Raw genomic sequence first — 24,114 nt, 5'->3', positions numbered from 1 at the left:
AGGAACTATGATTGGCTTTGACCCGATGTATCTTGCATTTGCTTTGCCGGGGCTCCTTTTGGCGGGCATAGCTTCTCTTATGACTTCAGGCACTTTTAAAAAATATTCAAAAATTCGTTCGGCAAAAGGGCTTACGGGGGCGGAGGCGGCTCGTCGGCTTTTGGCGGACGCGGGAGTCAACGACGTTCGTATTGAGCAGGTAAGCGGGCATTTGTCAGACCATTACGACCCGCGCTCAAAGGTTTTGCGTTTGTCGCCGCAGGTTTACGGAGAAAATTCTCTGTCCGCAATCGGAGTTGCCTGCCACGAAGCAGGGCACGCATTGCAACACGCACAGGGCTATATGTGGTTGAATTTTCGCTCGGCTATGGTTCCTACGGTAAACATAAGTTCGAAATTTTCGTATATTGTATTGATTGCGGGTTTTTTGCTTAGTAATTCCAATCCGATTTTCGGCAATAATCTTATAATCGCAGGAATAATTTTGTTTTCGGCTTCAGTTTTGTTTTCTATAATTACTTTACCTGTGGAATGGGACGCGTCTCACAGAGCAAAATTGCTTATGGTGGAAAGCGGAGCGGTTGACAGAATTGAGGCGCAATCGGCGGGAGCGGTTTTAAACGCGGCGTTTTTGACATATCTTGCGTCGGCTATTACTTCGCTTCTAACATTACTTTACTATCTTTGGCGGTCGGGACTTATCGGCGGTCGTCGTTAAAAATTAAGGAGAATTTAAAATGCTGTCTATTGATTTAACAGGAAAAATTGCGTTTATCGCCGGCGTGGGAGACGACCACGGATACGGTTGGGCTATCGCAAAGAGGCTTGCGGAAGCAGGCGCGACAATTTTGGTAGGAACTTGGCCTCCCGTCCTTGAGTTATTTGTAAAATCGCTCGAAAGAAACAAACTCGACACAAAACTGCCCGACGGAAGCGAAATGAAAATCACCGAGATATTTCCTCTCGACGCGGTTTTTGACTATCCCGAAGACGTTCCGCAAGACATAAAAGAAAACAAAAGATACGCGGGAATTACGGGATACACGGTCAGCGAAGTTGCGAAAAAAGTGGCGGAAAAATACGGGAAAATAGATATTCTTGTTCACGCTTTGGCAAACGGTCCCGAAGTGAAAAACGACCTTTTGGAAACTTCTCGCGCAGGATATTTGGCGGCGTTTTCGGCTTCGTCGTATTCTTTGGTGTCGCTTGTTAAGCAGTTTGGTTCTAATATGAATGCCGGCGGCTCGGTTATTTCGCTTTCTTACCTTTCCGCTGACAGAACAGTTCCCGGATACGGCGGCGGAATGGGCGCGGCAAAAGCGGCTTTGCAACAAGATACTCGTACCCTTGCTTTTGAATGCGGCAGAAAATGGAACATCCGAGTGAATACAATTTCGGCGGGACCTTTGGGAAGCCGAGCGGCAAAGGCGATAGGATTTATCGACAGAATGATAAAATATTCGGCGCACAACGCCCCGCTCAGACAAGAGATGGAAGCGGATTTTGTGGCGTGTCCCGCGGCGTTTTTGTTGTCGCCGATGGCGGCGGCTATAACGGGAACGGTTGTTTATGTAGATAATGGATTAAGTTCGATGGCTTGTGGAATAGATCGCCTTGTAGAGGGCGCAATTGACGAAAAATAAAAAAACAGTGTTTTTTAGAAAGGACGGTTAAGAATATGAAATTTGCTAAATTGACAGTATTGTTTTTGTTGTTTGTGTTTGCCTGCAGTGCATTCGCAGGTTCAAGAAGAAATCAGCCCGAGGGAACGATTGCCGATACGACCGCCGAATGCGTTTTTATGCGAGAAGTGTGTGCGTACGCTTGGGATTTGCAGAGAGAAGTTGAGGCAATGACCGAAAACGACGAAGACGAACGTACGCAAAAAAGAGAAATGATGCAAGTCCTCAACAGCAGTATTATGCGTTGTGAGAATGCGAGAAGAGAGTGTACAAGAAGCGTTCGACGATAATAAGTTTCTTGCTTCTGCAAGTCGTATTAACATCGTGCCTTTTCGCTCAAGATTATCAAACAGCCGAAGCGCGGGACTTTGAGACGGCGCATTCGGCTGATACTTTTTTTGTTTTCGGTACGCATTCTTTCGGAATTCTAAATCTTCCGATCGCGCCGAACAACATTCCATACCTTATAAATAACGATATAGAGTCTGAAACCCAGAGAATTGTTTTGCCTATGGGGCGACACAGAATTTCTTGGCACGGCGGCATAGGATATATGCCGATAGATACTTTTGTCGATGTGCGAGCGGGTGAAATACTGAATTTACGTCTTTCTTTTGTTGAAAGACAAGGGACTATATTTATTGAAACTGAGCCCGACGAGGCAAGAATTTTTCTTAACTCAGACCTTGCGGGGGTAGGTACGCTTTTCAGGGACATAAAAGCAGGCGAGCATCGCCTTGCCGTATCGGCACACGGGTTTCACGGGATTGAGCAGACCATTACCGTTTTTCCGAACAGGCTTACGCGTTTTCATATACAATTACCTTCCACTCACGACCGAGACGGCGACGGCTTTCCCGACAGTGTTGACCTTTGCCCTGATGTTTTCGGCATTTATCGCGGCTGTCCGAGACCTCCCGTATGGCACGAATTGAAAGAATTACGCAGTTTTTGGAGAGATTATTTAAGCCAACAACCGTTTACAATAGAAGTTTTGGCGTTTGCTTTTCAACACAGAATAGCAACAGAACCTATTTTTCGCGAACTTATAGGGCTTTTTAACGACGGACCTGTTATCGGGACTAATCACAGAGGATTTTCGGCGTTTAATAAAATATGGATTGGGCACAGGCAGTGGATAATGTCGTTGGAATACGGACAAGGTTTTGCGGGGTCAAGATACAGAAAATCGTTCGATATACCCGTCGATATTGATTTTGATAACGGCTTTTGGGTGGAATACGACAGGTTTGGGGATTTAGAGCCGACTATGATACTGAGGTCGTATTCGGGGCAAATCGGTTTTCGCGCAGGAAACGAAATTTTGTCGCTTGCGATTTTAACGGGCTATCAGCGCGAAAAAATAATGTTGAACAATATAACCGAAAGAAATGAACGCGGCAGAAGAACTCTTTCGTCGAGGAGCGCGCGCAACGACACGTGGATAACGAGTGTTCGGGCGGCTCTTTCACCAATCGGAGAAAATTTTCATCCCACATATTTTATAGAACTCTCCATTACACCGATATTGGGCGACGGCGACGGGAGTGCAATAAGCCGAGCGCTTCGTCCCGAAACCAGCGGGTGGGTAGGATTTCGCGGCGGCATTATTATTCCGTGGCGATTGCAGAGAAACGATTGAATTTCTCGATTTGTAATGAAAAACCAAAGTTTTCAAAATAATTTCTCACGCTCATAGAACATATAGTATTTTATCGGTGCAACAAATAATAGATTGCGGATATTTACTCCGTAATTTGTTAAATTTTTATTTTTTTATGTGTGAAAACACAGAATGTCCTTTATGAGGTTGTTCTGTCTGTGTTTTCGCACTGATTATTCGCGGAATATCGTAATCTATTGTTTGTTGCAGAACTTTTATGATCGGCAGAACAGCCTTTAAGCTGCTTTTGTCTGATTTTAACATTTAATTTGCTGTCAAAAACAGCGGGAGGTTGTGGATTATGGGTAAATTTACCAAGGTGTTTAGCGTGTGGGCGCTGCTGGTTGCAGCGATGTGTTTTGTTTTTGTCGGGTGTTCCGACGATAATGGCGGCGGCGAAAAAGAAAACGGCGAAATAAAAATACCGCCTCAAGGTGATTTCACATTGGTGGGGCTTGAAGGTTTCGACGGAGAAAAGGTAAGCGGAACGCTTGTGGAATCAAAAACTTCTCAAGGCAATGAAATTGTGCTGAGATGGAACGATTCCGACGAAGAAAGTTTCGACAATTTAGTTGCGTGGCTTATTGAAAACGGCTACAGCGTTGCAAGCGAAAACGCTCCGAACGAAAACATTTCCGCTCAAGGCAGATCGGCGGGTGCTTATTTGATTTGGGTCGGAGAAATGGGATTATTCGGCAGAATGATGGAAGCAACGGTAGTGTTTTTCCGTCAAAATGCGACATTTGCAGGGCAGTCGTTCAGTGCAAATGCGTTGTTTTTTATGGTAGAGCCTCAAGGCGGCGGCAACAACAACGATAACGCCGACGACCTTATTCTTCTCGGCAACATCGCTCTGAGAAACGGGCAATACGACCAAGCGATAAACTACTTTGAGCGGGCGTTTCAAGCGGATAACAACAATCCGAGGGCTATTATTTACTCGGCATTGGCGCATATCGCAAGAATAAGCATAGACCGCAGAGTTGTGGATTTATTCAGAGACCGCTTTGGTTTTACGGATTATCCCAATCGTCTTAACGCCTTATTCTCTAACGACTGGCTACGAAGCTACGAGCGGGAATGGCTACTAGGAAGTTTTTTTGTTCCGACTGCAAACGAAGGACAAGGGGGGTGGGCTATGTGGATTGGAGAAGACCCTACTTGTAGATCGGGTTGTGATAGAGATTGGAGTTGGTCGGGAAATGTGCCTGAAAGATCGGGGTATTATGTTGGAAGATGGGTTTGGAACGGTACGCTTATTTGCAGGGATACTAATTATCAACCCATAGATTGCGAAACTGTTTGTTTAGGTGCTTATGGTATACAAATAGAGAATTGTGAACCCGAGAATTGGGATTTCACTTGGGACTATGATGGCGAATGGGAGATGGTATGGACATTAGTTAGAGAACAGCCGATAATTGAGACCAGATCTTCTTCATTCCCCGGATTAGCAAACGTTGAATGGCTCAGAGGGGCTAATTCTTGGCATAGTCAAACGCTTACATCTACGGGCGCGCCAAGCCCCGAAACTTGGACTTTGCTTTTGTTTGCAAACCTTATCGACAGAAACACAAACGGCTTAAACGACGCTTTGGACGAACTTATCGGCTCTGTTTTCGGGCAAAGTTATGAAAACGCCTTAAACCGAATTGCAAGATTGCGAAGCACTCCGAACACAAGAATTACGCTTCACAGGCACTTTATTGAGGCTTTGCATTTGGACGGCATTATTACCGAGCACGACCAAATCGGCTGGGCGGAAGTAAACGCTATGGTATCCGCAATGACAGGCGTAAAAGCAAGTTTACAGTGGCTTACGGCTTATGATTGGAACACCAATCTTAACGTATTCCGCCACGCTTGGCAGAACAACGAAAACTATTGGTACGGTCGAGTGGAGCAAATGAACAGAGCGGATTTGCCGTTTGTAAATAACTTTTTGAAACCAAGAGCGGGAAGAATGGCGGCGGCAAAAGCAAGTTTTGTTTCGTCAATTACGGGAATAAGAGAGTCGTATTCCGCAATAATGAACAGCGATTTGTATCCTAAGGCAGTAAAAGACGCTCATCAAACAATAAACGAGGGCTTGGGAATACTGATTTCGTCAATTCAAAACGGCGGCAACTTTTGGGTGCCCTCAGACCCGACAAGAGGCGCTTGGCCCAATTCGCAAAGGTCGGACGTTGTTTTCGGAATGAATGTCGGGCTACTTTTTACGGAAGGTCATTTTTCTCTGAACAATTTGTTTGAAACCGAAAGCAACGGAGTTCCCGCGTTTTTCAGCGGCAATACACGGCTTACGCGTGAAAATTATATGAGTTTAACGGAAGGTGGGCGAACAATCGGTATGAGATTCAGAACTGTGCCAATATCGAGCGTTGTGCTTTATCCCGACGTAATAGGCGAAAACGCTTATGAGTTAGTAGAAGCGCTTCCCGCGCCGCTTGCACGAATACTTTTTGAGAAGTATCACAACATAACGCGATGAGGTTTTCAAAAAAAGTATTGTTTTTCAGGGCTTGGATTTGGGTTTTGGTTTTACTGAAACCCCTCCTTGCCCAAAACTTTGAACTTTCAAGCGAAAGCGGAATTTTACTGCATTTGCAAGACGACCGAATATTTTTTTGGAATGCCGACATAAATTATGACAACCCAAAATTTTTCCGTAATCGCTTGGGATTTCTTAAAATCGGCTCGAATATGCCTTGGTTTACAAGCGAAATTATCAGAGCCGATTATTCTGTAAAATTCGACTTCAACGCAATTTCACCCCAAATTTTCGCAGGCTTTTTCAGTCAATCCGAAATAGAAACGCGCTTTCGGCATCGCGGAGATCAAATAAAAATTACAAACGAGGGCGCAAAGGGCTTTTATATCGGCTCAAACGTGGAGCTAAATATTCGCGATTTCCGATTTACCCCGTCTTTTTTGCTCGGCAAAGGAAAATTTGACGACGGGTGCTTTTATTATTTTTTCGGGAAACCCGATATTCCTCTCTTTCTGCATTTCGGCTTGTCGGCAGAACACAAAGAAAGGCATAAACTGAATATTTCGTATCAAACTTTTGACATAAATATCGTAAATAACGCAGAAATGCCGCTTTTTAATTCCGATAATTACGTTTTGGGAATAAATTACAGGCATTTGTTTTCCAAACCGCAAAAATTATCGAACATTTACGGAATTTTGGGATTAAACTACGCTTCTTTTTCGGCAGACGGCTCCATAAATCCTGCAAATCAGCAATATTTTCTGTTTCCGTATATGTTTTTCGATATAGACGGAGAAGCAAACGCGCTTGCTCTTTGGACTGCCCTTTCGTTTGAATTGCAAGCTCGCCGCTTAAATCATTTATTTATGCTCGGCGCGGCAAATATTATCGGCGGTGAATTCAGCGCGGATGTCCATTACTTATACAAAAGATTATTCGGCGGCAGAGAAAAACAGAGAGAAATGTACTTAGACCTAAAAAACACAGGATTAGCATTTCTTGGATATTCGCTCGAAAGCCCGCCCTTAAACATAAAAAACAGAGCAAAAATTCACTTCGGAATGCGAAAAATCTTCGCCGCGCCTTGGGGTTTAGACAAATTTCGAGCAAACGACGTAGAAGAAAGCCCAATAATTAACGAAACAAGCAACCGAAAAAATGTATGGAAAACGATATTACTTTCTGGCTTGTCGGGGTATTTTCGGGTTGAGTTTTGATTTTCGCAACAACAGTCGGTCATTTTTTTCTGAAAATTCACATTTTGCGGTTTTGCTTGCGGGGAATTTATTATTTTAGGTGAAAATTTCATTTCTTAAAGGAGAATTTATGAGAAAAATTGCGTTTGTGGTTTGTATTGTTTGTGCTTTGTTTCTTTCGTCGGCTATGGCGATTACCTTTCCGTTGCGGCATTCTAACGCCGAAATTGATAATTTTATCAGACAAAATCCCGACTTACCCGATTTTGACAGAAGCGCTCTTATGAGCGGCGAGTTTCAGATAGGGATAAGAACAGAAACGCTTCGTTTTATGTTTGGCTCGCCCAGAAGAATAGATACTGTCAGACAGCCTTGGGCAGTGCAGGAAATGTGGCATTACAGAGTTGACAGAAATCGCCTTATGTTTATCATAGAAAACGGCGGCGTTGTAGGAATTGAAAGACAGAACTGATAAGTGGCAATAGCAATAATTGCGTTTATTTACGGGCTTCTTTTCGGCTCGTTTTTCAATGTACTGATTTTTCGTTTGCCGCGTGAGGAAAGCGTGATTTTCCCTGCCTCGCGATGTTTAAATTGCGGGCACGAACTTGCGTGGTACGAAAATCTTCCGTTGTTAAGCTATATTTTTCTTCGCGGAAAATGCAAAGAATGTAAGATTAAAATTTCAATTCAGTATCCTTTGATTGAGCTTGCTACAGGAATTTATTCCGTGTTTTTGGCGCTTGTTTTGGGCGAGCAAATTCAGTGGGCGCTCGCAGGAAATTGGTGGAATTGGATAGAGGTATTTTTGCAATATTTCACTCTTTTGCTTTTTCTTCCTATTGCGATAATCGACATTAAGCACTACATTATCCCCGACGAATTGACAATTACGGGCGTTATTCTTGCGCTTGCGGTTTCGTTTTTGCCCGACGGGATTACGCCGCTTCAGTCAATTACAGGCGCGCTTGTCGGCGGCGGCTCTTTGCTTTTGGCGGGATTTTTCGGAAAAATTATCCTCAAAAAAGACGAGGCAATGGGCGGCGGCGATATTAAATTATTGTTTTGGTTCGGCGCGCTTTTTGGTTGGCAGGCGGCGCTTGCGACAATATTTTTTGGTAGTTTTGTCGGAGCGGTAATCAGCGTTGCGCTGATTTCTCTTAAAAAGGTTGAAAGCGGCAAACATATTCCGTTTGGTCCGTATCTTTGCGCAGGAATGCTTATTTCTGTGGTATTCGGTAATGAATTATTATCTTTTATTCTGCCTTAAATAAAAAAAGCGGAAGTAAAAATACTTCCGCGATTAGTTTTCTGGTTTTTTCCTTCGCTTAATTAGCGCCCGAATTCCGAGATTAAGCGGTCTGCCAAGTTTGAGGCAAATTCTTCGGAATTATAAAATCCGCTTTCAACTCTTTGGCGAGTCGCCTCAATTCTGTCTTGACGAACATCAGGTTGCGCTTCAACCCTTTGCGCCAAAACTCTCATTGCGGCGGCGTTTGCTCCCGCTTCCCGCGCTTCGGAAGAAAGCGAAGTCCTGTCCGCGGCTTTGCTTCTTACTGCAAAATTATCGGTCTTCTCGTCTCTGGCGCGAGAGGCTCCGTCAATTTTGCGAAAATCAGCCGCAAGAGTGCTTGTTATTTGTGTTAAAACCATAACGACCTTCTTCCTTTTAAGTTGTCCGATACCTATCCTTGTTATGTATATCGGCAGAAAAAGTTAATACTTTAACGAAAATTGCAAAATTCCGGAAACAGTTTGTCGATTTCTGCTTTTGCCGCGTTGTCGGCTTCCAAAAGCGGTGGCAGCATTTCTTTGCCGTAGCCGTCTATTATAAGGGATAGCGCATATTTTATTCTTGCGATTTGGTCGTCCTTTCTGAATGTTGCCGCAATTTCGCAAATTTCTTTTTGCGTTTTTTGCGCGCCGACCATATCACCGCTTTGCAATTCTTTCCAGATTTTCACTACAAGGCTCGGACAATAATTCGCCATAACCGACACCGCGCCTTTTGCGCCTTTTTGGTAAAAGTCAAGAATTTGCGAATCGCCGCCGCACAAAAACGCGGGAGTATGCGCAATAAGCGCCTCGTCTCTGTCCGAATCTTTAAGCGCGGCGTGCGGCACGGAAGAAAGAATTTGCGGAGTAATTTTGTTTTGCGTGTGCTTTGTAAAATTGTAAAGCATACACGGGATTTTCAGAATGCTCACCGCTTCGTTAAAAAACTTTATTACGCCGTCAACAGGCGCGTTCGCCAAATAAAAAGGCGGTATCAGCGTTATGCCGTCCGCGCCGATGTCCTGCACAAAGAGAATTTCGTTTCTGACATCAAAAAGCGACGTTCCAGAAACGTTGCAGATAACTTCGCCCGAAAAGTTTTTCCGTGTGATTTCAAATAATTTCTGCCGTCTTTCGTGTCCAAGCGAGAAAAATTCGCCCGTAGTCCCGCCCGAAAGTATAGATTTAATCCCGCTTTTTTGCAGAAAATCCAAGTGCTTTACAAGCGAAATTTCGTCGATTTCGTTGTTTTTTATCGGTGTAGCGGCGGCAACTACAATGCCTTCAAATATTAGTTTGTTGAGCATTTTATTTTCTCCTTTTTTGGACGTAAAAATAATATTTCTCCAAAGCGATTATCTAAACAATTTATTTGTTTGTATCTATCATTTTGCAAAAAATATAAAAATCTCCCACTTTACCACGAAAAAATAGTATTTTGTGGATGCGAAAATTTGGAATTGTGGGGATTTTGTCCCCCACATTTTATTTATACAGATAGGTTAGAATTTCCTTTCTTGGGCTGTTCTGCCTATGTAGCCTGTCTTTTTGATGTGGGACAATTCTAAATTTTCGCAAAAAACAATGAATTTTGGCGGAACAGCCCTTGCTGTTTTGCTTTTTAATGTTTTAATATTTGTCGAAAACGGCAGAAAGGTAGGTTGCTATGGTATTTTTGGTAGTTCTTCTTGCGTGTATGTTTGTTAGTTTCCTTTTTCTTATTATGCGACTTTGGAAAGACGATATATAAATACGGGAACACAATGACGCTATTTCGCCAAAACGATTATCTAAACAATTTACTTGTTTGTATCTATAATTTTTGTGAAAACTGCAAAAATTTCCCACTTCGCCACGAAAAAAATAGTATTTTCTTGGTGCAGTAAAGTATGGAAAGTAGATTTATTCTAACTTCCATTCTATTCTTTCGTTATACATATTAAAAAGAAGAACGTCCGTTTGGGCTGTTCTATCTTCTTTTTGGCGTATAACCAAATATAGGTCTTTTCATACTTTACTGCAAAAAATATGAATTTTGGCGGAACAGCCCTTGCTGTTTTTGTTTTAAATTTTAATATTTGTCGAAAACGACAGAAAGGCAGGTTTGTTATGGAGTTTTTTGTAGTTCTTCTTGCGTGCGTGTTTATTGCTTTTCTTTTTCTTATTATGCGACTTTGGAAAGGAGATATATAAATATGGGAACATATTGGCATATATTGTCAGCCTTTTTGTTTGTGGCGAATATTATTTTCTAATAAAAACAGGGGGATTATATGCAAATAGACAATGAGGCATTGCGGGTAAAAGATACCATTCTCAAAACAACAGATTGTGAAAATATTTATCTGTTTGGCTCGCGCGCCTACGGAACTACGCACCAAAACAGCGATTACGATTTTTTTGTAGTGCTTAAAGACGACATCGAAAGCAAATATCCCATTTTAGAGCAAATTTCGCTGAACATCGCAAAGGCAAAATTTAATATACCCATTGACGTGCTTGCAGAAAAGAAAAGTTTTTTTGAAGAACGGAGCGGCTTTGCCTCAATAGAACGAAAAGTTAAAAGAGAGGGAGTCCTTTTGTATGCAAGATAACAATAAATTTGTGGCAGAGTGGATAAAATTTGCCACCGACGACTTGTTTGTCGCGAAACATCTTTTTTACGAAGTTAATCCCAAGCAACTATATATTTCTTGCTATCATTGTCAGCAATGTGCAGAAAAAATGTTAAAGGCGTTTTTGATAGGCAAAGATTGGGATTTATTAAAAATTCACGATTTAAATATGTTGTGTAATTTATGTATTGACCGCGACCATTCTTTTGAAGATATACAAGAATTATGCGCATTTGTAAATCCTTACGGCGTTGAGGTGAAATACCCCAATAATACGGAATTATATGACGAAATAGTAGAAATTGTCTTGAACAGAACGCAAAAAATATACGATTTTTGCAAAATTAAAGTGGGATTATAACACAAACTATCTCTCAAATACCTATTTAGCTTTTACAATAGCCTCCGCAAGCACCAAATCAATCGATTATCTAAACAATTTACTTGTTTGTGTTTATCATTTTTATGAAAACTACAAAAATTCACCACTCCTACACGAAATTATAGTATTTTCTTTCCGCAACAAATCGTGAATAGTGAGATTTTACTCTCGCTGTTCTCTGTTCTTTGATTGTTTTTTTTTGCCTTTTGAGAACAAGGCAACCTTTTTGGTTGTTCTGTTTGTTCCCAAAGGCACACTGTTAATTATCAATACAGAGAATTTCACGATTTGTTGCAGAATTTGAATTTCGGCAGAACAGCCATTTTGCTGTTTAATATTACCATTTGAAAGGTGGGTTTTAAGTATGGGGTTATCAAAATTAAAATGTACGGTGATTAGCATTTTATTTTCGGTGATATTTGCTTTTGGGCAAAATCAAAGTATTGAAGAAGAATTTGAACGAATTGAAGACGTATCTGAAATCACTTTCGCAGAGCAATTTATTGCAGGCGAAAGAATTCTTGAAATTCGCACGATTGAAGATTTTATAGAATTTCAGCGCTTGCGTGTCAATAGGGGGAGGAGCAGGGGAGCAACATTTGCGGGTAGAGAAATACACCTCTTGACCGACCTTATGGTTTTTGACACAACCGGAAGCAACACTTGGTCGCGGGCAAGTAGACCTACAGACTTTGATTCTGTCAGACGAAGATTTTATTTACATCGAGGTCTATCACAATTTTCCGGAGTGTTTGATGGAAACGGACATTATATCAGAGGATTATACGGCGTGAGTTTTTTTGGTGCCGAATTAAGGAATGCTGTTGTCCGAAATCTAAACATTTCGCATTCGTTTTTCACAGCGGCAAGCATTGCAAGACACACTGAAAATTCTACAATAGATAACGTCAATGTTTCTGCAACAAATGTAATTGGCGGTGGTGCAGGAGGAATAGTTCGCCACGCTTTGAAAAAAACAAGAATTACAAACAGTTCGTTTTCAGGAAATATAGAAGGAAGCTCAATGAGTAGTACAGGCGGAATAGTCAGTGTTGCGCGACACTCTACAACCTTGTTAAACAATACGGTATCGGGAACAGTGAGCGGAAGAGCGGGAAAAACAAGCGAAGTCGGTTTTAATACACCTAGTAGCGCTGTCATCAACAACAATACAGACAACGTAATATTTGTTGAACGTCCGCGAATTTTTTTTATGTCTGAGGGTAATTTTTCTTTCGGACTTGGCGATTACGGAATAAGTTCGGGAGGAGGTAATCTTATTTCGGGCGCGGTAATTAATAGACATTTTGCACTTGGTTTAGGTGTCGGGTTTAACATTACTCTTGTTCAAACTAATGATGGTATAGATAGATTGCGATGGCGGCAATCTGGGCTTGTTGTTGTCGATGAAGACAGAGTTCGTTGGGATGAGGGCGAAATTCTTTACAGATACCACCACCACATTTTAACCCCGGTTTTTTTGAGGTCTCGTTTTTACCTTGTCGAAGGACATATATCGCCGATTATTGACGCAGACGCCGGCATTGCGATTGTTTATAGTATGTGGTCATCTGATACAGATGAAATAAGCATTTATCCAAGTTTTTATTTTAATCCGAGTTTTGGTATTGCTTTCGGGCGAGCGTACGTTTCTTTGGGCTATAAACTTTGGGTAGCAGAATATGAAAGATTAGTTCGTTCGGGAGAATTTGATTCTCTCGACAGAGAATTTTTAGACAAAATTGGCACCAAGAGAAAAGCAAGTCATTCGCTTTCGTTAAGAGCCGGCGTATATGTAGGTTGGGGAAGCAGGTAAAAATTTGAAAATAGCGGGTAAAAATTGCCCGCTTTTTCTTTGTTGTAAGTATTATTTTCTATACTTGTCCAGTTTTTTTCAAAAGAAACACATTGTGTTTATTACAGCCTCTGCAAGCGTCAAATCAATCGATTATCTAAACAATTTACTTGTTTGTATCTATCATTTTTATGAAAACTACAAAAATCTCCCACTCCGCCACGAAAAAATAGTATTTTGTGTATGCAGAAAAAGATAAATAGTTGAGAATTTAATTCTTGACTTTATATCTGTTCTTTGAAATATCTTTTTTGCCAAAATTGCGAAACAGCTCTTGGGGTTGTTTTGTCGGCGGTTTTGGTACATTAAATTTCAAGTCCAGATATACATTCATCTTTTTCTGCAAAATAATATGAATTTCGGCAGAACAGCCCTTGCTGTTTTTTGCTTAAAAAAATTTAATATTTGCCTAAGGCGGCAGAAAGGTAGGTTGTTATGGCATTTTTTGTGGTTTTTCTTGCTTGTATGTTTGCTAGTTTTCTTTTTCTTATTATGCGACTTTGGAAAGAAGATATATAAATATGGGAACGATTTTAGTTTGCTTGTCATATTTGAATCAGGGTGATTTCGGAGAATAAAAAGAAATTCCTTGCGTATGGAATTGTAAAAAAAGTATTTTATGTGTATAATAGCGAGGTTTTATAAATGAGAGCGTTTTTTCAACAGATTGTACAGATTTTAGGTTATTGCTTATCGCGAGCAGGAGAATATTTAGCGGCAAGGCGTAGTGATTATAGTAGTTTGTTCTTCTACAGCGTGCTTGTGTTTCTTGCAGCAATGGTATTGACGGACGAATGGGATACAAAAATAGGTTTTGCGTTTATGGCAGGTGGTCTTTTGTTTGGGACAATTTTTTCGAAAGGTGGTAAATAATGGAAGCATTGATAACATTCGGCACTCCTTTTATGGCGGTTGGTGCGATTTTATCGGCTATAATACTTTTATACGAGCATTTAGAGCGGAAAGGCTTGCTTCAACAGTTTAGTAGTTTGAAGCCAATTTAACACAAAGCGGGGGAGATTTCTTTTCCCTGCTACTTTTTCAAAAGAAACGACGGTTATCCGCCTCTCATCCCTATTATAGCCTCCGCCAACACCAAATCCTCGGGGCTTGTTATTTTAAAATTAAGCTTGCTCCCCTTAACCCACGCGACTTTATGTCCGAAATTCTGCACAAGCATCGCTTCGTCGGTGGGGATTTTATCTAAATCGTCTATTTTTTCAAAGCATTCGAGGAGGAGTTTTTTGTCGAAAATTTGCGGGGTGCCGACGGCTATCAGTTCGTCGCGGTTTATGGTTTCGCCGCAGATTTCGTTGTCGAATTTTCGGACGGTGTCCACGACGGGATTTGCGGAAATAACGCCGCAGATTTTTGGGTCTTTGCAACGTTCCAAAAGTTCGCTTACAAGTCCGAGAGTGATAAAAGGGCGCGCCGCGTCGTGAATTAACACTCTTTTGCCGCTTGCCGCTTTAACGCCGTTTTCTACCGAATTGTGCCGCTCGCATCCTCCCCCGACAACAATGATTTTTTTTGAAAAATTGCTCGTTTTTTGCTTGACTTCTTCGATTGCTTGCTCGGGAACTACTATTATTATCTCGTTTATCGCTCGCATTTTGTCGAAAACTAACGCGCTGTAAAGAAAGATTTCTTTATCGCCTACAAGAACAAACGCCTTGGGGATTTCTTTCCCGAGACGTTTGCCCATTCCTCCTGCGACAATAACTGCCGAAACGCTCATAAATTACGACGCTTTCGCCCTTTTTGTCATATATCTCGGTTCGCCTTTGTCGGTTATTACTTCTTTTGTAATTATAACCTCGCCGACGTCTTTTTTCGACGGCAATTCGTACATTATAGGAATAAGCGACATTTCGATTACGGAGCGAAGTCCGCGCGCGCCTGTCTTCTTTTCTTCGGCGATTTCTACTATTTTATCTAACGCTTCTTGCTCGAACGAAAGTTTTGCGCCGTCTATTTCAAAGAGTTTTTTGTATTGCTTTACTATGGAGTTTTTTGGCTCCAAAAGGATTTGCATAAGCATTTCTTTGGTAAGGTGGTCGAGCGCGTAAATTGCGGGAACTCTGCCTATAAGTTCGGGAATTATACCGAATTTTGTTAAGTCGTCGGGCTCGCATAAGTGGAGCAATTCGCTGAACTGCGACGAGTCTTTGCTTACGATTTTCCCTGTGAAACCCATTCCGCCTTTTGCCGTGCGTTTTTTTACTATGTCCTCAATTCCGACAAATGCGCCGCCGCAAATAAACAAAATATCGCGCGTGTTAATTTCCAAGAGTTTTTGCTCGGGATGTTTGCGCCCGCCTTGCGGTGGAATATGCGCTACCGTTCCTTCCAAAATTTTAAGAAGCGCCTGCTGAACGCCCTCGCCCGAAACGTCGCGCGTTATTGACCAATTTTCGGATTTTCTGCTGATTTTGTCGAATTCGTCGATGTATATTATGCCGTGTTGCGCTTTTGCTACGTCGCCGTCGGCGGCATTTACGAGGCGCACCAAGATATTTTCCACGTCTTCGCCTACGTATCCCGCTTCCGTAAGAACGGTTGCGTCGGCAATGGCGAAAGGAACTTGCAGGATTTTCGCCATAGTTTGCGCGAGCAGCGTTTTGCCTGTTCCCGTAGGTCCCAAAAGAAGAATGTTCGACTTTTCGATTTCCACTTCGTCGGTCATAATTCGCGAATTAAGGCGTTTGTAGTGGTTGTATGCGGCGACTACCACGCCGATTTTGGCGGCTTCTTGTCCGATTATGTATTTGTCCAAAGTCGCTTTCATTTCTTTGGGCGTGGGAATGTCTTCGTATTTTGCAAGCGCGCCGCCGCCAACCGCGTTGCCGCTTTGCGTTTTTGCAGAGGGCAACAAATTGCTTTTTGCGTGAAGCATTCCGAAGCAAACTTCTACGCAATCGTTGCATATATATGCGTCGGGGGCAAGTCCCTTAATCAGCTCTTTTGTCTGTTTAGAGTTTTTTCCGCAAAAGGAGCATATTTTCTGCTTATTTACTACGTTCATTTTTTTATTCTTTCCGTTCTTTCAAAACGTCGTCAACGATACCGTATTCTTTTGCTTCGAGCGCCGACATAAAGTTGTCGCGGTCGGTATCCTTATATATAGTATCGGCGGATTTTCCCGTGTGTTCCGCAAGAAGTTCCGACAAATCTTTTTTAATGCGCAATATTTCTTTCGCGTGGATAATTATGTCGCTCGCTTGACCCGTCGCGCCGCCAATCGGCTGGTGTATCATAATTTTTGAGTGGGGGAGCGCAAATCGTTTTCCCGGAGTTCCCGCCGCAAGCAAAACCGCTCCCATACTCGCCGCCTGACCTATGCAGATGGTGGAAACATTGGGGCGAATAAAACGCATTGTGTCGTAAATTGCAAGTCCCGAAGACACGTAGCCGCCGGGTGAGTTTATGTATAAAGTTATATCTTTTGTGGGGTCTTCGTATTCCAAAAATATAAGCTGCGCCATAACCACGTCGGCTACTGCGTCGTTAATTTGCCCGCCCAAAAATATAATTCTTTCTTTGAGGAGGCGCGAGTAAATATCGTAAGAGCGTTCGCCGCGCCCGCTTGATTCAACAACCATAGGAATTAAATGCGACATAAATTACCTTTCTTCTTAAAATTTCTTGCTCAAAAATACTATTTGCCACAAATGCCGAGCAATAAAAACGCGAATTAAACGACGCAAGCTGTTATAACCCGCCAATTTCCGCCAAAATCTTTAATAATCTCGACTTTGCCAAACCCGTTTTCTTTAAAAATACTCGAAACGCTTTCGCCCTGATTAAACCCGATTTCTACATAAATTCGCCCGTCGGGTTTCAAAAAATAGTTAGCGTTTTTTGCCAAGTATTCATAAAACTCAAGTCCGCTTTCGCCGCCGTCAAGAGCGATTTTCGGCTCAAAATCCTTTACGCTTTCGTCGAGCGCGTTTATTGTTTCGCTTTCAATATACGGCGGATTTGAAACTATGACGTCAAATTGATTTTCGGGCGAAATTGCGCTGAATTTGTCGCTGTTTATAAGCAGGATTTTTTCTTGGCAGTTCTTTCTTGCGACATTCAAAGCGTTTTGGGAAATATCAACGGAAGCTATGTTCCAGTTTGGGCGCTTGCTTTGCAGTGTTTCGCAGATAATTCCGCTTCCTGCGCCGAGTTCCAATACCTTTTTTTCGCAAAGGTTTTCGTTTTTTAAGATTTCTTCAATTAGAATTTCGGTGTCAAAGCGGGGGATAAGTACGTTTTCGTTTACGTAAAATTCTCGGTCGTAAAAATACGCGGCGTTCATACAATATGCGAGAGGCAAGCCTTTTTCTCGCAAGTTTACTATTCTTTGTATCTCGTTTATTTGATTTTCCGAAACCTTAAAGTTCTCGGCTAAAAGTATGTCGTTTTTTTTGCATTTGCATACATAGCAAATGACTTCCTGCGCTTCGGATTTATCTGTGATTTGCGCGTTTTGCAGAATTTGGTCAAGAATTTTTCTGGCTTGCAACGACATATCCTTGCGCCGAAATTTTTTCTTGCAAATCTGCTTGCGCCAAGCCTTTTATCAGTTCCTGAATATCGCCCGCCATAACTTGTTCTAATTTGTAGAGCGTTAAATTTATTCTGTGGTCGGTTACGCGCCCTTGCGGATAGTTGTATGTTCGGATTTTTGCGCTTCTGTCGCCCGTGCTGACCATAGACCGTCGCGCCGAGGATTCGCTTTCCTGTTTCTTTTGAATTTCCAAGTCCAAAAGGCGCGATTGCAAGATTTTCATTGCTTTTGCGCGGTTTTTTATTTGACTGCGCTCGTCTTGGCAACTTACCACAAGCCCGCTTGGAAAGTGCGTCAGTCGAACGGCGGAATCCGTCTTATTTACGTGCTGACCGCCTGCGCCGCTTGCTCTGAAATAATCTATGCGCAAATCTTTTTCGTCTATTTCCACATCGACGTCGTCGCTTTCCGGAAGAACAACCACTGTTGCCGCCGAGGTATGAACTCGCCCTTGCGTTTCGGTTTCGGGAACTCGTTGCACCCTGTGAACTCCCGACTCAAATTTGAGCGTTCCGTAAACATCTTCGCCGCTTATCAGGATTGACACTTCTTTTATGCTGTCTTTTTCGCCTTCGCTTATGTTCATCAATTCCATTTTCCATCTTTTGCTTTCGGCGTAGTATTTGTACATTCTGTATAAATCGCCCGCAAAAAGCCCCGCTTCGTCGCCGCCTGTTCCCGCGCGGATTTCTACAATTGCATTGCGCGAGTCGTTCGGCTCTTTAGGAATTAACAAAACTTGCGCTTCGCTCTCTATTTCCGGTAAGATTTCGCGCGCAACGGTCAGCTCGGTTTTGGCGAGGTCTAAAAATTCCACGTCGCTTTCGCTACTCAAAATTTCTTCGGCTTCGTCTATTGCGGCAAGAGTGCTCAGATATTTTTTGAATATCGGAAGGCATTTTTCTATGTTGCTGTGTTCACGGCTTATTTCCTGCATTTTCTTCAAGTCAGAGACGAAGTCAGGCTCTTGCATTATTTGAGATAATTCTTCATAATGTTTAATTAGTGTTTCAATTTTTGCCTTAATAACCGCCTCCTTTATTTAATGGACAAAATAACAAAACGACAAAAAAGGGGAAATGATGACTGTTCCATTTCCCTTTAATAAATATAATACAATTCGGAAAACGAGCTTATTTTGCTACTGTTTTCAAAGCGGCGTATCGAGCGTTAAATCTCTCTACACGTCCTGCCGTATCAACCAATTTCGACTTTCCGGTATAAAACGGATGACAGTTGCTGCAAATTTCAATGTGCTGATTGCCTATTGTCGCACTTGTCTTTACTACGTTTCCACAGGAGCAGGTAAAATTAGCTGCCTGATATTTGGGATGAATACCCTCTTTCATTGTTCCTCCGATATTTCATAAAAATTCGCCCGTAAAATAATTAAACGCCCGCCTTTATGTCAAGTATTTAAGTGAAAATTGATAAATAATACGTTTTTTTGTTTTTTTGTTGATTTTATGCTTGCCGAAAAGTTATCTTTATGTATTGCTAATTTATAGAAAAGCAGGAGTTCATTGTGAAAAAAATCGATAAGGCAGAAAAAACTATTGCCGTTTTAATAGAAAGTCTGGACGGATATTATCAGTCGGGAGTGTGGAACGGCATAAAAAAAGTTTCGCAGGAAAGAAATGTAAATGTTGTCGCTCTTTTGGGAGGCTCTCTCGAAGTTTCGCCGAGCGACCAATACGAACCCAATCGAAATGTGCTTTACGAAATTCCGAAATTCGCATCAATCGACGGAATAATAATAAGCGGTTCGCTTTGCAGTTATATATCGAAAGAAAAAATCGACAAATTTATTTCGGGCTACGGCGACATTCCGATAGTGTCCATACTTCCTTTGTCGAGTGAAATTCCCGCGGCAACCATAGATAACCGCAGTGGGATGATGCAGTTGGCAATCCACCTGACAGAAGAACACAAATGCAGTAATTTTGCGTTTGTAAGCGGTCCTGAAAATAATTCGGAAGTAGCCGAGCGTCTCAACACTTTTACGGAAACATTGAATTTGCGCGGACTATCACTTCCGCAAGAAAGCATTTTTTCCGGAAATTTCGACAGAAAATCAGGTTCGGACGCAGTATTAAAAATAGCAAAAGCAAACGGAGGAAAAATTCCGTACGATGCTATTGTATGTATTGACGACGAAACGGCTTTCGGTGTTATGGAAACTCTTAAAGAACTCGGTTTGAGCGTTCCTCAGGACGTTTTGGTTGTAGGATTTGACAACACAAACGAAGGCAAATGCGCATTTCCGCCGCTGACTTCCGTTGACCAGCCGTTGCGCCGCCTCGGTGAAGAAGCGCTTATAATGCTTTTGGAAAAACTCGACGGAAAAGACATTTCGCAAGGCGTAATGCTTCGCACAGAACTTGTAAAACGCCATTCTTGCGGCTGCTTTTTTGATTACGATATTCCGAAAGGGCGCGTCCGAAAAGCCCTGCTGACTTCCGTTCTTACAAAAGAAAAATTGTCAAAAGAAGACTTGTACAATAAAGTTTTGGAGTTTTTCCTGAACACGCACGAGGCGGGAAGTTTCGATAAAGAGCAACTTCGCGGCTTAACCTATTCATTCTGCGACGACGTAAATACCCAAGAAAATGAAATGTTTTTAAAATATATACGTAAGGAATTTCGCGACACGGTTATGAAAGGAAGCAAACTTACAAAGCTTTCGCAAATATTTCGCGTTTTTTGGTATTATGCCATTGCGCACCTTACCCGCGAAAGATTTGCTTACGCCGATATGCTTTTGTCGCGCGCGGGTGATTTGAGATTTGATATGCTTAATCAATATGAGAGCGCAAAACAACTCAAAACAAGAGCCGATTTCCTTGCGATGTTCGAGTTTAAACTTGAAATTTCCAACGCAGAATGTTATGAAGGAATTTTGGATGTTATGGCGAAAAGATTTCCCGAACTCGGATTTTCCACTTTCTTTTTTGTGCAATATAAACAGTCGTCCATAAGTACGTTTGCCAAGACGCAGCTTGTTCTTGCAGTAAAAAACGGGAAACGGGTGAATGTCGCCCCCGACACTGCAAACGGCATTTTACCGCAGTTGGTTTTGGACAGCGCTAAAAAGCCATTTGTGATTGTTACAGAGCCGCTTTATTTCCGTAGCAACAAATTTGGCGTTTTGTATTTTGTTTTGGACAGCCGTTTAGATTGCGATTGCAGTACGTTTGAAATTCTGGGCAAATTGACTTCGGAAACCATTCATACCGAGCAACTTCTGCGCCGCCAAAAAGAAGTACAAAAACGAGAGCACCGCGAACTCGAAAGCGTAAGACACGAATTAGAACTCGGTAGCGACATTCAAAGAAGTTTCCTGCCGAAAACCATATATCAACCCGACGGTTTCAACATTGCCGCTGTGTATGAGCCCGCAAGAGAAGTTTCTGGCGATTTTTACGACATTTATCGCCTCAGTGATGATAAAATTGTTATACTTATTGCAGATGTCAGCGGAAAAGACGTTTCGAGCGCGCTTTTTATGGCGCTAACCAAAACCCTTTTGGAAGTTTTGACCGACAACTGCTCTCAGAACGGCGACACTCCGCTCAAATCCGTTCTTCCGACAAACGACTACGTTGCCGAATACAACGAGAAAAACAAGGGGCGTTTTATGTTTACCACGCTTCTTTTCGGAGTTCTGAACCCGCATAATGGCGTTTTTGAATACATAAACGCAGGGCATACTCCCGGATTTTTGCTTTCTGCCGACAGTGAAATACGAGCGGAATTAAAACCGACAAGTCCTGCGATAGGAATTTGCGAATCGGCGAATTTTTCGGCGCAATCCTGTGTTATCGAAAAGGGCGAGTTGCTGTTTTTATACACAGACGGCGTTACCGATACACAAAACAAACAGAAGAAATTTTACACGTCCAAGCGTTTGCGTCAAAAACTTACCGAGCGAAAATACAGCAGTTCACAGGATGCTACAACCGCAATTTGCGAAGATGTGAACGGTTTCAGAAAGACAACCGACAGATTTGACGATACTACAATAATAAGTATTTACAGAATGGAATAATATTGGAAAATGAACAAAAAAACGTGAAAGAAGGCGATTGCACCGACTGTCAGTACCGTGGCGCTTCTTTTAGAGAAGTTAAATATTTTTGCAACAAAATAAAAAAGTTTGTTGATATTCAATATTGTGAACACTACGTCAGAGAAAGCATTTTCAAAAAACTTGCCGAAAAAAGCCAGTTGGAATTAGAAGCAGAAAAAGATTGCCGTGATAACCCGACAATAGAAAATGAAAGTCTAAACAAAATTTTGGATTTTTACGCAAACGATTGCAGTTGGACAAAACTTCGTCGAATACTGACCAAAGATATTATCTCAACCACCGTGCTTCTGAATTACTTGGAATACAACCAAAACGCAAAGAAGAAATTTATGTCTGCAATTCTGACAATGTCGCTGAAAGAATTGGAGAAGTTGGGGTTGAACGATTGAGGTTTGCATAGTGCAACGCCAACAAATACAAATAAAAAAGCGCTGACGTAAATCAGCGCTTTTTTGTCTTTTATTATTTCCTTTTACGAAATAACCCCAACCCCAAACAATACCAGCAAAAGTACGCCAAGCGCAATTCTATACCACGCAAACGGAATAAAGTCTCTCGTTTGAACGAATTTAAGCAGCCAAACTACCGTAAGCCACGCCGCAACGGTTGCTACGACGTATGCTACAATGTATTCGGGCAAAAACAAATTGCCAGCCGTTCCCGCTTTTACTTCTCCGAGTAATTTGTAGCCGCCTGCCGCAAACATTGTCGGAATGCCGACCAAAAACGAAAATTTAACCGCTTCGGGACGTGTTAGTCCTACAAGCAACGCGCCCATAATCGCCATTCCCGAACGAGAAGAGCCGGGAAATATTGCCGCGATTATCTGTCCGACCGCTACGGCAATTACCACCGTCCAAGTTATGTTTGAGAGCGATACGCTCTTCTTGAAACGGTTTTCCGCTACAAAAATTATTATTGCTCCGACAATAAGCGCAATAGCGACGGGCAAAACGCTTTCGGGCAAAGTAATGCCAAGTCTGCTCGCCGTAAAACCGCCGACCCCCGTAATAAAAAATGCAACAAACAGCTTGAGAACATAATCTCTGGTTTGCGGGTCTTTGTAATTTGTAAAAAATCCCGCTATGTCCTTGCGAAATACAAGAACGGCGGCGGCAATCGTCGGCACTTGTATGAGGACAAAAAATGCGTCGCTGTAATTTCCCCGCAAAAATTGCTCGGCAATCAACATGTGCCCCGTAGATGAAATGGGCAAAAACTCCGTTAAGCCCTGTACTATTCCGATAATAACCGCGTTCAAAAAGTCAAAAAGTCTTTCCATTTTTACTCGCTTTCCTGAGATAAACTCTCCAAAATATTTTCCAATTCATTTTCGCTCACTAAAACTTTGCGCGGCTTTCCGATAACTTCCTGCGGACCGACAATTCCCGCCGCCGCCAATTCGTCCATCACTCGTCCTGCGCGCGCATAGCCGAGATTAAGATGCCGCTGGATGCTCGACGTTGAGCCGAGTTTGCTGATAACGATAAGCCGCGCCGCTTCTTCAAACATTTCGTCGCGATTGCCTAATTTGCGGCGACCCGCGCTACTGTATGCTTTTGCAATTCCTTCGCCCGAGCCGTAATCCGACGTTGGGCGACCACCGTAGCCGTCGTTGTAAGAAACGTCGTTGTCGCCGTAATCGGGCTCTTCTTTTATGTCGAACGACGGCAGATTTTCGCATTTGTAGCCTTGGTTTTTTATGTTTTCCACAAGGTTTTCCACGTCTTTTTCGCTGATAAACGCCCCGTGATAACGAATGATTTTCGGCGCGCCGTTTTTGAGGTAAAGCATATCGCCGTTTCCGAGCAACTGTTCCGCGCCTTTGCTGTCGATAATTGTGCGGCTGTCAATGTAGCTCATAACGCGGAAAGCTATTCGCGACGGTAAATTCGCCTTAATATTTCCTGTGATAACCTTGGTGTCCGGGCGTTGGGTCGCTACAATTAAGTGAATTCCGACCGCTCGGGCGAGTTGGGCTATGCGCTGAATGTATTTTTCAACCTCTTTGCCAGCCGTCATCATAAGGTCTGCCAATTCGTCGATAATTACCACAATGTAGCACATTTTTTTGTTTTCGCTTTGGTCTAATTCTCCGCGGCTTACCAATTTGTCTAATTCGCGGTTGGCGACTTTTTCGTTAAATGAGTCCAAGTTTTTTGAGCCGACTTTTTTAAGCAAATCGTAGCGATACATCATCTCTTTTACCGCGCATTCCAAGACTTTTACCGCGTTTTCTACCTCCGTTACCACAGGCATAAGCAAGTGCGGAATGCCCTCGTAGCACGCCATTTCCACCTTTTT

General features: G+C 42.4%; 24 protein-coding genes. 14 read left to right on the top strand and 10 right to left on the bottom strand.

The genetic code is table 11. The features are described from left to right. The first annotated feature begins 7 nt into the window (after nt 1–7). The 8 genes from FWE23_07605 to FWE23_07570 all read left to right on the top strand — a co-directional run bounded on the left by FWE23_07605 (nt 8) and on the right by FWE23_07570 (nt 8,305). Complete coding sequence (locus tag FWE23_07605; protein MCL2845300.1) at nt 8–718, top strand: zinc metallopeptidase; 711 nt, start codon at nt 8–10, stop codon at nt 716–718. Nucleotides 719–737: 19 nt separating this feature from the next. Further along, nucleotides 738–1,643, top strand: a complete 906-nt coding sequence (locus FWE23_07600) for an enoyl-[acyl-carrier-protein] reductase (GenBank protein ID MCL2845299.1) — start codon at nt 738–740, stop codon at nt 1,641–1,643. 35 nt (nt 1,644–1,678) lie between these two features. Beyond that, entirely contained in the window at nt 1,679–1,972 is a 294-nt protein-coding gene (locus FWE23_07595; GenBank protein MCL2845298.1) for a hypothetical protein, read from the top strand. Beyond that, complete coding sequence (locus tag FWE23_07590) at nt 1,948–3,324, top strand: PEGA domain-containing protein (protein ID MCL2845297.1); 1,377 nt, start codon at nt 1,948–1,950, stop codon at nt 3,322–3,324. The genes FWE23_07595 and FWE23_07590 overlap by 25 nt, the downstream gene beginning before the upstream one ends. Nucleotides 3,325–3,646: 322 nt before the next feature. Then, nucleotides 3,647–5,836 (top strand): hypothetical protein, encoded by a 2,190-nt coding sequence (locus FWE23_07585; protein ID MCL2845296.1) that lies wholly within the window; start codon nt 3,647–3,649, stop codon nt 5,834–5,836. Then, entirely contained in the window at nt 5,833–7,056 is a 1,224-nt protein-coding gene (locus tag FWE23_07580; protein ID MCL2845295.1) for a hypothetical protein, read from the top strand. Before FWE23_07585 ends, FWE23_07580 begins: the two co-directional genes overlap by 4 nt. Nucleotides 7,057–7,165: 109 nt before the next feature. After that, nucleotides 7,166–7,507, top strand: a complete 342-nt coding sequence (locus FWE23_07575; protein MCL2845294.1) for a hypothetical protein — start codon at nt 7,166–7,168, stop codon at nt 7,505–7,507. Nucleotides 7,508–7,510: 3 nt separating this feature from the next. Further along, on the top strand, nt 7,511–8,305 hold the full coding sequence (locus FWE23_07570; protein ID MCL2845293.1) for a prepilin peptidase: 795 nt from the start codon (nt 7,511–7,513) through the stop codon (nt 8,303–8,305). A gap of 62 nt (nt 8,306–8,367) precedes the next feature. Here FWE23_07570 and FWE23_07565 read toward each other — a convergent pair whose 3' ends face one another. Then, nucleotides 8,368–8,688, bottom strand: coding sequence for a flagellar biosynthesis anti-sigma factor FlgM (locus FWE23_07565; GenBank protein MCL2845292.1), 321 nt, complete (start codon nt 8,686–8,688; stop codon nt 8,368–8,370). A 71-nt stretch (nt 8,689–8,759) separates the two neighbouring features. Continuing rightward, complete coding sequence (locus tag FWE23_07560; protein MCL2845291.1) at nt 8,760–9,617, bottom strand: dihydrodipicolinate synthase family protein; 858 nt, start codon at nt 9,615–9,617, stop codon at nt 8,760–8,762. Nucleotides 9,618–10,583: 966 nt separating this feature from the next. Between FWE23_07560 and FWE23_07555 the strand changes: the two genes are divergently transcribed. The 4 genes from FWE23_07555 (at nt 10,584) to FWE23_07540 (ending at nt 14,035) form a co-directional block, all read left to right on the top strand. Beyond that, complete coding sequence (locus tag FWE23_07555; protein ID MCL2845290.1) at nt 10,584–10,904, top strand: nucleotidyltransferase domain-containing protein; 321 nt, start codon at nt 10,584–10,586, stop codon at nt 10,902–10,904. Further along, complete coding sequence (locus FWE23_07550) at nt 10,894–11,286, top strand: HEPN domain-containing protein (GenBank protein ID MCL2845289.1); 393 nt, start codon at nt 10,894–10,896, stop codon at nt 11,284–11,286. Before FWE23_07555 ends, FWE23_07550 begins: the two co-directional genes overlap by 11 nt. 385 nt (nt 11,287–11,671) lie before the next feature. After that, a complete protein-coding gene (locus tag FWE23_07545; GenBank protein ID MCL2845288.1) occupies nt 11,672–13,123 on the top strand; it encodes a hypothetical protein in 1,452 nt (483 codons plus the stop codon). A 684-nt stretch (nt 13,124–13,807) separates the two neighbouring features. After that, the gene (locus tag FWE23_07540) at nt 13,808–14,035 is read left to right on the top strand and encodes a hypothetical protein (protein MCL2845287.1); all 228 of its coding nucleotides are present in this window, start codon (nt 13,808–13,810) and stop codon (nt 14,033–14,035) included. Between the two features lie 184 nt (nt 14,036–14,219). Here the strand turns inward: FWE23_07540 and ispD are convergent, their stop codons facing one another. The 6 genes from ispD to rpmE form a co-directional block, all read right to left on the bottom strand. Beyond that, entirely contained in the window at nt 14,220–14,900 is a 681-nt protein-coding gene (gene ispD, locus FWE23_07535) for a 2-C-methyl-D-erythritol 4-phosphate cytidylyltransferase (protein ID MCL2845286.1), read from the bottom strand. 3 nt (nt 14,901–14,903) lie between these two features. Next, nucleotides 14,904–16,187 (bottom strand): ATP-dependent Clp protease ATP-binding subunit ClpX, encoded by a 1,284-nt coding sequence (gene clpX / locus FWE23_07530; GenBank protein MCL2845285.1) that lies wholly within the window; start codon nt 16,185–16,187, stop codon nt 14,904–14,906. Between the two features lie 4 nt (nt 16,188–16,191). Beyond that, nucleotides 16,192–16,782, bottom strand: a complete 591-nt coding sequence (gene clpP / locus FWE23_07525; GenBank protein MCL2845284.1) for an ATP-dependent Clp endopeptidase proteolytic subunit ClpP — start codon at nt 16,780–16,782, stop codon at nt 16,192–16,194. Between the two features lie 74 nt (nt 16,783–16,856). Continuing rightward, complete coding sequence (gene prmC, locus FWE23_07520) at nt 16,857–17,681, bottom strand: peptide chain release factor N(5)-glutamine methyltransferase (protein MCL2845283.1); 825 nt, start codon at nt 17,679–17,681, stop codon at nt 16,857–16,859. Beyond that, on the bottom strand, nt 17,653–18,747 hold the full coding sequence (gene prfA, locus FWE23_07515) for a peptide chain release factor 1 (protein ID MCL2845282.1): 1,095 nt from the start codon (nt 18,745–18,747) through the stop codon (nt 17,653–17,655). The genes prmC and prfA overlap by 29 nt, the downstream gene beginning before the upstream one ends. A gap of 106 nt (nt 18,748–18,853) precedes the next feature. Beyond that, a complete protein-coding gene (gene rpmE / locus FWE23_07510; GenBank protein ID MCL2845281.1) occupies nt 18,854–19,069 on the bottom strand; it encodes a 50S ribosomal protein L31 in 216 nt (71 codons plus the stop codon). Nucleotides 19,070–19,245: 176 nt separating this feature from the next. Here rpmE and FWE23_07505 point away from each other — a divergent pair, with 176 nt between their 5' ends. Together FWE23_07505 and FWE23_07500 are read left to right on the top strand one after the other, a co-directional pair. Next, nucleotides 19,246–21,768, top strand: a complete 2,523-nt coding sequence (locus FWE23_07505; protein ID MCL2845280.1) for a SpoIIE family protein phosphatase — start codon at nt 19,246–19,248, stop codon at nt 21,766–21,768. A gap of 2 nt (nt 21,769–21,770) precedes the next feature. Continuing rightward, nucleotides 21,771–22,199 (top strand): hypothetical protein, encoded by a 429-nt coding sequence (locus FWE23_07500; protein MCL2845279.1) that lies wholly within the window; start codon nt 21,771–21,773, stop codon nt 22,197–22,199. Between the two features lie 83 nt (nt 22,200–22,282). Here FWE23_07500 and FWE23_07495 read toward each other — a convergent pair whose 3' ends face one another. Both FWE23_07495 and FWE23_07490 read right to left on the bottom strand, forming a co-directional pair. Next, a complete protein-coding gene (locus FWE23_07495) occupies nt 22,283–23,092 on the bottom strand; it encodes an undecaprenyl-diphosphate phosphatase (GenBank protein ID MCL2845278.1) in 810 nt (269 codons plus the stop codon). A 2-nt stretch (nt 23,093–23,094) separates the two neighbouring features. Further along, on the bottom strand, nt 23,095–24,114 hold a 1,020-nt coding region (locus FWE23_07490; GenBank protein ID MCL2845277.1), incomplete at its 5' end, for an FtsK/SpoIIIE domain-containing protein.

Source organism: Chitinivibrionia bacterium (genome assembly GCA_009779925.1).
In the GTDB taxonomy this organism is placed as follows: domain Bacteria; phylum Fibrobacterota; class Chitinivibrionia; order Chitinivibrionales; family Chitinivibrionaceae; genus WRFX01.
The sequence above is the reverse complement of the archived record's forward strand: the minus strand, read 5'-3'. Positions and strand labels throughout refer to the sequence as shown.

Excerpts from the sequence above, each read along its gene's own strand:
- FWE23_07565 (MCL2845292.1), bottom strand. The coding sequence starts at position 8,688 with ATGGTTTTAACACAAATAACAAGCACTCTTGCGGCTGATTTTCGCAAA.
- prmC (MCL2845283.1), bottom strand. The coding sequence starts at position 17,681 with ATGTCGTTGCAAGCCAGAAAAATTCTTGACCAAATTCTGCAAAACGCG.
- FWE23_07605 (MCL2845300.1), top strand. The coding sequence starts at position 8 with ATGATTGGCTTTGACCCGATGTATCTTGCATTTGCTTTGCCGGGGCTC.
- rpmE (MCL2845281.1), bottom strand. The coding sequence starts at position 19,069 with ATGAAAGAGGGTATTCATCCCAAATATCAGGCAGCTAATTTTACCTGC.
- FWE23_07600 (MCL2845299.1), top strand. The coding sequence starts at position 738 with ATGCTGTCTATTGATTTAACAGGAAAAATTGCGTTTATCGCCGGCGTG.
- clpX (MCL2845285.1), bottom strand. The coding sequence starts at position 16,187 with ATGAACGTAGTAAATAAGCAGAAAATATGCTCCTTTTGCGGAAAAAAC.
- FWE23_07540 (MCL2845287.1), top strand. The coding sequence starts at position 13,808 with ATGAGAGCGTTTTTTCAACAGATTGTACAGATTTTAGGTTATTGCTTA.
- FWE23_07560 (MCL2845291.1), bottom strand. The coding sequence starts at position 9,617 with ATGCTCAACAAACTAATATTTGAAGGCATTGTAGTTGCCGCCGCTACA.
- FWE23_07555 (MCL2845290.1), top strand. The coding sequence starts at position 10,584 with ATGCAAATAGACAATGAGGCATTGCGGGTAAAAGATACCATTCTCAAA.
- ispD (MCL2845286.1), bottom strand. The coding sequence starts at position 14,900 with ATGAGCGTTTCGGCAGTTATTGTCGCAGGAGGAATGGGCAAACGTCTC.
- FWE23_07580 (MCL2845295.1), top strand. The coding sequence starts at position 5,833 with ATGAGGTTTTCAAAAAAAGTATTGTTTTTCAGGGCTTGGATTTGGGTT.
- FWE23_07495 (MCL2845278.1), bottom strand. The coding sequence starts at position 23,092 with ATGGAAAGACTTTTTGACTTTTTGAACGCGGTTATTATCGGAATAGTA.
- FWE23_07575 (MCL2845294.1), top strand. The coding sequence starts at position 7,166 with ATGAGAAAAATTGCGTTTGTGGTTTGTATTGTTTGTGCTTTGTTTCTT.
- FWE23_07550 (MCL2845289.1), top strand. The coding sequence starts at position 10,894 with ATGCAAGATAACAATAAATTTGTGGCAGAGTGGATAAAATTTGCCACC.
- FWE23_07595 (MCL2845298.1), top strand. The coding sequence starts at position 1,679 with ATGAAATTTGCTAAATTGACAGTATTGTTTTTGTTGTTTGTGTTTGCC.
- clpP (MCL2845284.1), bottom strand. The coding sequence starts at position 16,782 with ATGTCGCATTTAATTCCTATGGTTGTTGAATCAAGCGGGCGCGGCGAA.
- FWE23_07585 (MCL2845296.1), top strand. The coding sequence starts at position 3,647 with ATGGGTAAATTTACCAAGGTGTTTAGCGTGTGGGCGCTGCTGGTTGCA.
- FWE23_07545 (MCL2845288.1), top strand. The coding sequence starts at position 11,672 with ATGGGGTTATCAAAATTAAAATGTACGGTGATTAGCATTTTATTTTCG.